This is a genomic window from Pseudomonas sp. HMWF006, assembly GCF_003061205.1.
Classification (GTDB): Bacteria; Pseudomonadota; Gammaproteobacteria; order Pseudomonadales; family Pseudomonadaceae; genus Aquipseudomonas; species Aquipseudomonas monsensis.
On sequence record NZ_QAIU01000414.1, the window covers coordinates 479 to 9,365 of the forward strand.

The window sequence follows — 8,887 nt, forward strand, 5'->3', positions numbered from 1 at the left end:
GTTCACCGGGGATTGGCGCGAGGCGGGCGAGGGTGATGGCCCGCACATCGCGTTTGGTCAGTTGACCGTCGTGCTGAAACGCCGAGTCCGGCAGCCCGGCCAGCCGCGACAGGTGCGGGGCGTGTGCGTCGGCGCGGCATTCAATGGCGATCACGTTCAGATCGGCAATCGGCGGGTTGGCCCAGTCATGGGCGTTGCCCGCGATGCGCCGCTCGGCGTCGCCGCCCAGATGTTCCAGCACCCACATCCGGCTCGCGCCGAAACCGCGCTCGCGCAATAGCTGCGCGACCGCCGCCGGGCTCTGTCCGTCGTTGCTCAGCAACAACAGTCGCACGCCACTGGACAACGGCGCATTCAGCGCCGCCAGCGGCCGGGACACCAGCGACAGCGTCACCACGTCCTGCAATGGCCAGCCAAGTCGCGCGGCGGCCAGTGCGCAGGAGGACGGCGCCGGCAGAATCAGCATCTCGTCGCTCGGCAGTTGCCGCGCGAGGCTGGCGCCGACGCCATAGAACATCGGGTCACCGCTGGCCAGCACGCAGATCGCCTCCCCACGCCGCTCCAGCACCGGGGCGAGGGCGAACGGGCTCGGCCACAACTGCCGCTCGGCGCGGATGCACACCGGGAGCAAATCCAGCTGCCGCTGGCCGCCGACGATCCGCGAGGCGCCCATCAGGGCACGCCGGGCATTTTTGCCCAGACCCTTGAAGCCGTCTTCACCGATTCCCACAACCGTCAGCCAGGGTGACATCTATATTCCTCTAAACACGCCGTTCCGACGGGCAGACTTTTCATGCCGCCGGACAAAGCAGGCATAATACCGCGCCTTCGCCCGCGAAGCGCCTTTCCCACGCAGCCGGTCAGCCCCTTGAACGAACGCCCGATGTCCACCGCCTTACGCCCCTCGGCCTGCCCGGGGTTGTTGCGCATTGTCCAGGCGCTGGACGGCGGCATCTGCCGGATCAAGCTCAATGGCGGTGCGATCAGCGCTGAGCAGGCCGATGCAGTGGCCGATGCTGGCGCACAGTTCGCCGGCGGGGTGATCGAGGCGACCAATCGCGCCAATCTGCAGATTCGCGGGATCGGTCAGCAGAGCGCGGCACTGATCGACACCCTGCTGGCTGCGGATCTCGGGCCACGCACTGCTGCCGGCGACGATGTGCGCAACCTGATGCTCAGCCCAGCCGCCGGCATCGACCGGCAGATGCGCCTCGACACCCGTGCACTGGCCGGACAGATTCTCGACACACTGCAAAGCCATCCACGTTTCCATGCGTTGAGCGCCAAGTTCGCCGTGCAACTGGACGGCGGCGAAGCGCTGGCGATGCTCGAACATCCCCATGACCTGTGGTTGTCGGCGTTCGAACGCGACGGTGAAACGTTGCTGGCGTTCGGTCTGGCCGGATGTCCGACGGATCCCGCGGTCGCTGCCGTGTCGCTGGAAAACGGCCATGCCTTGGTGGTGGCGGTGCTGGAGTTGTTCCTTGAGCGGGCCCGACCCGAGCAGACGCGTATGCGCCATTTGCTCGACGAACTGCCGCTGCTGGCGTTTCTCGAACAACTGAGATCACGCCTGCCGATCACCGCTATCCGCCATTGGCAGCGCCCCCTGTCAGCGGACAATCTGCACATTGGCGTTCATCCGCAAAACACCGCGGGTCTGGTTTACATCGGTGCCGTTCCGCCGCTGGGGCGCCTTGATCCAGCGATGCTGCGCGGTGTCGCACACCTGGCCCGCCAGTTCGGCGATGGCAGCCTGCGCTTCACCCCTTGGCAAAGTCTGCTGATACCGAATGTGCAGGCAACCGACGCGGCTGCCGTCCTGGCGGCGTTTGAGCAACTGAACCTGCTGACCCGATCCCGCGAGCCGCTGGCACACCTGATTGCCTGCACCGGCTCCAACGGCTGCGGCAAAGGACTGGCCGACACCAAGCAGGATGCCCGGCGGCTGGCGAGGTTGTTGCCGCAAGCACTGGATGTGCACCTCACCGGCTGCCCGCGCTCCTGCGCCGCCGCGCACCGTGCACCGGCCACCTTGCTGGCGGTCAGCCCCGGTCATTACGACCTCTATTTTCGCGATGCAACGCTGCCGGGTTTCGGCACGCTGCACGCACGCAACCTTACTATTGAAGCGGCCGCGACCCTGCTCGACGCCCGCTCCCGGAGCCCCCTTGATGCTTGATTACATCCGCGACGGTCAGGAGATCTATCGCAACTCCTTCGCGATCATTCGCAGCGAGGCCAATCTGGCGCGCATCCCGGCCGATCTGGAAAAACTCGCGGTGCGGGTGATCCACGCCTGCGGCATGGTCGAGGCCGTTGACGGTCTGCAATTTTCCGAAGGTGCCGGCAAGGCCGGGCGTGATGCGCTGGCCGCCGGTGCGCCGATCCTCTGTGATGCGCGGATGGTCTCCGAAGGCGTGACCCGCGCGCGCCTGCCGGCCAACAACGAAGTGATCTGCACCTTGCGCGACGACAGCGTGCCGGAGCTGGCCCGTGAGCTGGGCAACACCCGTTCCGCTGCGGCGCTGGAACTCTGGCGTCCGCACCTGGAAGGCAGTGTGGTGGTGATCGGCAATGCACCGACCGCACTGTTCTATCTGCTGGAAATGCTCGACGCCGGCGCACCAAAACCGGCGCTGATCCTCGGCTTCCCGGTGGGCTTCGTCGGCGCCGCCGAATCGAAAGCCGCACTGGCCGCCGACAGCCGTGGCGTACCGTTCGTGGTCATGCAGGGCCGCCTCGGTGGCAGCGCCATGGCGGCCGCCGCCGTCAATGCCCTCGCCACGGAGATCGAATGATGCAGGCCAAAGGACGTTTGATTGGCCTGGGCGTCGGCCCCGGTGATCCGGAGCTGATTACCGTCAAGGCCTTGCGCCTGCTGCGTGAATCGCCGGTGGTGGCGTACTTCGTGGCCAAAGGCAAAAAAGGCAACGCATTCGGCATCATCGAAGCGCACCTGCAAGCGGCGCAGAATCTGCTGCCGCTGGTGTACCCGGTGACCACCGAAGCGCTGCCGGCGCCATTGTCCTACGAACAAGTGATCAGCGATTTTTACGATGAAGCCGCCGAAACCGTCGCGGCGCATCTGGATGCCGGCCGTGATGTGGCGGTGATCTGTGAGGGCGATCCGTTCTTCTACGGCTCCTACATGTACCTGCATGACCGGCTGGCCACGCGTTACGAAGCGCAGGTGGTGCCGGGTGTGTGCTCGATGCTCGGCGGCGCCTCGGTGCTGGGTGCGCCGCTGGTGTATCGCAATCAAAGCCTGTCGGTGCTTTCCGGCGTGTTGCCTCACGAAGAATTGAAGCGACGTCTGGCCGATGCCGACGCGGCAGTGATCATGAAGCTGGGGCGCAACTTCCCCAAAGTACGTCAGGTGCTCGAAGAGCTGGGCCTGGCCGAGCGCGCGCTGTACGTCGAACGCGCAACCATGGCCAACCAGAAGATCGTGCCGATGGATCAGGTCGAGCCGATGTCCTCGCCGTACTTCTCGCTGATCATTGTGCCGGGCGAACGGTGGCAAGGCTGATGACTCAATCCACCCCCGCTATTGTCATTCTCGGTCAGGCCAGCCTGGCCACCGCCCGGCGCATCCAGCAGGTGTATCCGGCAGCGCAGATCCATGGCCTGGCTGGCCGTGTCGAGGGCGCCGACCTGGTGTATCAGGCGTTCGGCGAGACCCTGCGCGAGTTGTATCAACAGGACACGCCGATCATTGCCTTGTGCGCCGCCGGGATTGTCATCCGCACACTGGCGCCGCTGCTGCTGGAAAAGGGCGTCGAACCTGCCGTGCTTGCGGTGGCCGAAGACGGCAGCGCCGTCGTGCCGCTGCTTGGCGGATTGGGCGGGGTGAATGTCATGGCGCGTGACATTGCTGCCGGATTACAGGTGACGGCGGCCATTACCACCAGTGGCGAATTGCGGTTTGGTACCTGCCTGCTCAATCCACCCAGTGGCTACGCGTTGGCTGATCTGGAGGCGGGCAAGCGTTTCGTCTCCGATTTGCTCGCCGGGCACAGCGTACGCATCGAAGGTGCGGCGCCGTGGCTGGATCAGGCGCAGTTGCCGCAAGACCCGCAGGCGCAGCGTGCCATTCATGTTGGCAGCGGCGTACGCGCGGCGAGGTCGGATGAGTTGCTGATCTATCCGCGCAGTGTCGCGGTGGCGGTCAGCGCCGCCGTTGACGATGTGGCAAATGCTGTACGCGCCAGCTTGCAGCAGGCGAAAGTTGCGCTGCAATCGCTGGCCTGTCTGGTCGCAGCCGATAGCGAAATCGCTTCTGCGAACCTGCGTGAAGCGGCGCTCGAACTGGGTGTGCCGCTGCGCTTTGTAGCGGCGCAACCGGACATCGAAGCCCTTGTGCGCGCCGCCGTGCCCGGGACTGCCGTGGTTACCGCCAACGGCTTGGCCATCGCGGTTGCCGAGCAGCCGTTGCAGGTGTCGAGCATCGGTCGCCCGCGCGGGCGTCTGGCGGTGATCGGCCTCGGCCCCGGCGCTGCCGAACTGATGGTGCCGGCGGTCAAGGCTGAATTGGCCCGCGCCACCGACGTACTCGGTTATGAAACCTACGTGCGCATGGCCGGCCCGTTTCGCGACGATCAGGTGCAACACTGCACCGACAACCGCGAAGAGATGCAACGTGCCCGCCACGCCTTCCGCCTGGCCGCTGCCGGCCGTTCGGTGATCGTCGTGTCGTCCGGCGATCCGGGGGTGTTCGCCATGGCGGCGGCGGTCCTCGAAGCGCTGCATGAATCGAGCGATCCGGCCTGGCACAGCGTCGATCTGGAAATCCTGCCGGGTGTTTCAGCGTCTCTCGCAACCGCCGCGCAGGCCGGCGCGCCGCTGGGTCATGACTTTTGCGTGATGTCGCTGTCGGACAACCTCAAACCGTGGTCGATCATCGAGAAGCGTCTGGATCTGGCCGCAGAAGCGGACCTGGCACTGGCCTTCTATAATCCGATCTCGCGTGCCCGCCCGTGGCAGCTGGGACGCGCACTGGAGATCGTCGCCCGCCATCGCGTGCCGCAAACCCCGGTGGTGCTGGGGCGCGATATCGGGCGTCCGGGGCAGACGTTGCGCACAACGACCCTGGGCGAATTGACGCCGGACCAAGTGGACATGCGCACCATGGTGCTGATCGGTTCTTCGACCACTTGCACGTTCGCGCGCGCCGATGGAAAGACATGGGTTTACACGCCTCGTTGGTATGGTGAAAAGCCTGTTGGTTGATAATAGTGGCGGTAAACGCCGAGCCAAGTTGTAAGTAACTTCCCTTGGCGTGACATGCAGTTAATCTTTTGAGTTGAATAATTAGTTTGAATGAAAAAGCCGCCAATCATATTGATTGGCGGCTTTTTGCGTGCGGTGGCAGGATAAATGGAAAGTTAAATATATTGCCGGGTCATTCGCGCGGGCGGGATAAGTGTTATTCGTTGTTTCGCTGGATATTGTTTGAGCTTATTGAGGTTTGAATATGCCGTTTTTGCAGAATAGATTTCCTTCCGGTAATTCTATTTAGTCAAGGAAGGTAATAATGGAAACTAACGATAAGTTGCGCGAGTTCATTTCCGCTGAAGATTACTCGCAAATGCAACAAACACTTGGTGAGTTTACCGGTAGCGCTGAACACACGGCGTTGTCAGAGCATTACAACAGGGCTATGCAAACAACCGATCACAACGAAAGACTGCTGTCGGTGAAGCTCTTCAAGGAATTGCTGGAGTTACTGATCAAGCGTAAGACAACGCCCGTGTTAGGGGACGTCAAACAGATCAGATCGCAACTGAACAAGTCCATCGCGCGCATGGCGGACACGCTAACCCTGCTCAAGGATGAAGGCCGGCCCGTGCCGAAAATCATGCACTTTGTCTGGGTCGGTGGCAGTGAAGTCGGCGTCAACCAGCGTGATTACATGAACATCTGGCGCCAGATCCTCGAACCACAGGGTTACCGGTTCAACCTCTGGTACGACAGCGATGCGTTGCTGGCCTTTGAAATGAACCGGGTGATTCTCGACGCTGCCAGAGTGGATGCGATGGAGGCGGGAGGCGACACGCTGAGCAAACCCGCTGTGTTGTCACAAATGATCGAAGATCGCGCGCGGGTGCTGAAACAGCAGATGTTCGCGTTCCTGGAACAACCCCAGTGGCGCGGTAACGCCGACCAGGCGCGCATTGACTTGATGGTGCGCGCCTACGGCAAGGATCGGGCGACATTGGAAAACTTTCGCCAGCAATGCCTGGAAACGCATCGGGCAATGGTCGCAACGGACTTGCAGTTACGTGACGTTCGCCAAGAGTTTGCCGGGCACTTTTTACACGATGTCTACCAGCGTGAAATTGCCATGCGTGGCAACTTCGCGGCAGCGAGCGATGTCGTGCGGTTACAGGCCGAGTACCTGGAGGGTGGTCGCTACAGCGACATGGACTACTTGCCGCCGCTGGCCGAGAAGTTGGGCGCTGTCGATATCAGTGACTTTAACGGCAACCAGCGACTCGGGATTCTGAAACTGCTACTGGATCACAACGAGGCTTTGATGCCGGGGCGCGATCCACTGCGTTACCTGGAGATAACCGGTGAAATTCCCACTGCGGCCGACGCGGCGCTGACGGCGTTCGCGCACAGTAAGCCGGGTGTCCATGAGATCTTCGTTGCACCGAAGGAGCACGCGGCACCGCAAGATGCCATGCGCTTGGGAACGGCTCATGGAAGTGCGGTCACCGGGGAAATGAATGCGCACTTCATCGCCCATCCAGGCAGTGCCATGGTCATGGCCTACATGCAGATGATCCGCCTGAATTATGACTGCCTGCAGGAAGTCGAGCGTCGATCAATCGTCGCCGGTATCGACTTCGCCGATGAGGGGCGTTTGCTGGACGTCATTCAAAACGTCGTGAATGAAATGCAGGCGCTGGGCAAGTTGCCTGATTCCAAGATTCATTTTTCAGCGTCCAAATTGATTGACGCCATCCGGACCTATTATCAGGACGGGATACGCGTCGATGCGCGAGGCACCATCACCCTTACCGGACCGGGGGCGGCTGCCGCAGGGCTTACCCGGTATATCGAACAGCATCTGCAACCCGATCAGATCAATGAGATCCGTAGTCGCCTGAAACTGGTCGAGGGCTATAACGTTTCCACTGAAGAGGAACGGATCTCCGGCTGGACGGTGAATGGCGATGAACATGAATGGCTCAGGAACGAGCAGGAGAAATGGCGCACGGGCAAACTCAAGTCACGTTACGTGGGTCAGTTGGCCGGGTTGCTCAGGCAGCATACGCTGACCTTCAAACAAGGCTGGCCGGTCATTGAAGGCAAACCGGTGCTGTTGACCTCGGTACTGCAGCAACTGATTGATGACCTCGGTGAACCGTTCACTCGCGCAATGAGAGACAAGTTGAGTGGTGACATTAACTTCCCGATAGCGTTTTCCATCGACTTCGACAGTCGTGAGCAAATACGCACACAACCGGCAGGTGAGATTCCCGTTTCTCTGGGGGCTGAACCCACCAGCAACCTCAACGAACTGTTTTCGCACGTGGCCCACGGCTCTCTGTTGGCTGAGCAGTTGAGTCCTTTGCAGCGCGTCATGCTCGGTGGCCTGTTTGGCGCGACGAGCCTGGATGCCAGCGGGTTCGCCGGCGCCTGGCAGAACGTCATGAGCATTGCCCGGGATACCTCCGATGAAGGCTTGTTCGCCCGTTATAACGCGATTGAAAAGGTATTGGTCGAGCGCCAGTCGCCGGCCTTCGAGGCCGCACTGGCGCGGGGCGTGGCGAACGGCACGCACACGTCGCGCGTGCTCAAGGTGCTGGCGATGAATGACGCGCTGACACTGAAGCAATGGGGCGAGCGCATCGGACACATCCATCGTACCGCGCAGCGTGAATACACCACCCGGATCCTCAAGCGCAGCGCACGGGTGCGCGAAGGGTTTTTCCAGGCCGGGGCGCTTTCCAGCAGGCAGGTGCCCCAGGATCTGTTGATGCTCGGCACGGGTGACCCGGGGCGGCGCTGCTATCCGCTGGCGCTGTTGATGGGCGCAGCCATGGCGGCCGGTGAGCCGGCCGAACGTGCACTGGTCGCGCGTGTCGGTCATGCTGCGCAACATCCGCAGGACGTTGAGTCGCAGGCGTTGTTGAACGCATTGGGTGAGCTTCAGGACGTGTCCGGCAAGGCCTTTGGAGAGTCTCGAGGCTTACAGCGCCTCGACAGCGTGATGCAGACGCTGGCGGCGAAAACCGCGCCGACCGTCCTGCTGCTCGACACCGGTAATCATGCGCTGCTGGTCGCCAACGTACAGGTGGGCGAGCAAACGTTCTATCGTTTTTATGACCCTAACTTTGCGCTCTATACCTTTGCCGGACACGCCGATTTAAAACGCGGCGTGGAGCATTACCTGAATGACAGCCAGCACGCATTGGCCACGCTTTACGGTTTGGGTGATGTCGACGCAGCGCACTTCAACGTCATCGAGCTGGACACCGCCGCGATCGCCGAACGGCAGCTTTCATCCAGCCTGCGTGTGGACAGTTTTTTACAGACAAAGGACCCGGCTTCTCAAACGTCGTCAGTCTGGGCCAAACAAGCGCTCGGCCGTGCCCGTTCCCTGAACGAAAATGCCCGAATGGGAGCCAGCCTGGCGCAAATGGACGCTCGTTACTGGGCGCAGGAACTCGATGAAGCCACCCGGCGTATCCGCGATGAACACAAACTGAGCGGTGACTATCTGCCATTGCTGGAGACGGTGCGGGCGACCCCGGAGGCTGGTTTTTCGGTGACGATGGTGGACGTCAAAAAACCGCAAAACAGCCGCACGGTCAGTACCAGCGATGCGCGTCTGAGCCGGGTCAAACAGCACCTGCAACGGCTGGTGAAGACC

The 8,887-nt window shown here is 62.0% G+C and carries 6 protein-coding genes; 5 read left to right on the forward strand and 1 reads right to left on the reverse strand.

Features of this window, described 5'->3' with window-relative positions:
• A partial coding sequence (cbiE, locus tag DBR24_RS17065; protein WP_128615332.1) for a precorrin-6y C5,15-methyltransferase (decarboxylating) subunit CbiE occupies nt 1–751 on the reverse strand: 751 nt, incomplete at its 3' end.
• Nucleotides 752–883: 132 nt separating this feature from the next.
• Here cbiE and cobG point away from each other — a divergent pair.
• From cobG to DBR24_RS17090, 5 genes are all read left to right on the forward strand, one after another.
• Nucleotides 884–2,182, forward strand: coding sequence for a precorrin-3B synthase (gene cobG / locus DBR24_RS17070; RefSeq protein ID WP_305889046.1), 1,299 nt, complete (start codon nt 884–886; stop codon nt 2,180–2,182).
• A complete protein-coding gene (locus DBR24_RS17075; RefSeq protein ID WP_128615329.1) occupies nt 2,175–2,801 on the forward strand; it encodes a precorrin-8X methylmutase in 627 nt (208 codons plus the stop codon). The genes cobG and DBR24_RS17075 overlap by 8 nt, the downstream gene beginning before the upstream one ends.
• Nucleotides 2,798–3,532 carry a precorrin-2 C(20)-methyltransferase gene (locus DBR24_RS17080; RefSeq protein WP_371921307.1) on the forward strand — a complete coding sequence of 245 codons (735 nt, stop codon included), beginning with the start codon at nt 2,798–2,800 and terminating at the stop codon, nt 3,530–3,532. Before DBR24_RS17075 ends, DBR24_RS17080 begins: the two co-directional genes overlap by 4 nt.
• On the forward strand, nt 3,532–5,232 hold the full coding sequence (gene cobJ, locus DBR24_RS17085) for a precorrin-3B C(17)-methyltransferase (protein ID WP_128615330.1): 1,701 nt from the start codon (nt 3,532–3,534) through the stop codon (nt 5,230–5,232). Before DBR24_RS17080 ends, cobJ begins: the two co-directional genes overlap by 1 nt.
• A 304-nt stretch (nt 5,233–5,536) precedes the next feature.
• A partial coding sequence (locus DBR24_RS17090; RefSeq protein WP_305889047.1) for a TcdA/TcdB catalytic glycosyltransferase domain-containing protein occupies nt 5,537–8,887 on the forward strand: 3,351 nt, incomplete at its 3' end.

Excerpts from the sequence above, each read along its gene's own strand:
- cobG (WP_305889046.1), top strand. The coding sequence starts at position 884 with ATGTCCACCGCCTTACGCCCCTCGGCCTGCCCGGGGTTGTTGCGCATT.
- DBR24_RS17075 (WP_128615329.1), top strand. The coding sequence starts at position 2,175 with ATGCTTGATTACATCCGCGACGGTCAGGAGATCTATCGCAACTCCTTC.
- DBR24_RS17080 (WP_371921307.1), top strand. The coding sequence starts at position 2,798 with ATGATGCAGGCCAAAGGACGTTTGATTGGCCTGGGCGTCGGCCCCGGT.
- cobJ (WP_128615330.1), top strand. The coding sequence starts at position 3,532 with ATGACTCAATCCACCCCCGCTATTGTCATTCTCGGTCAGGCCAGCCTG.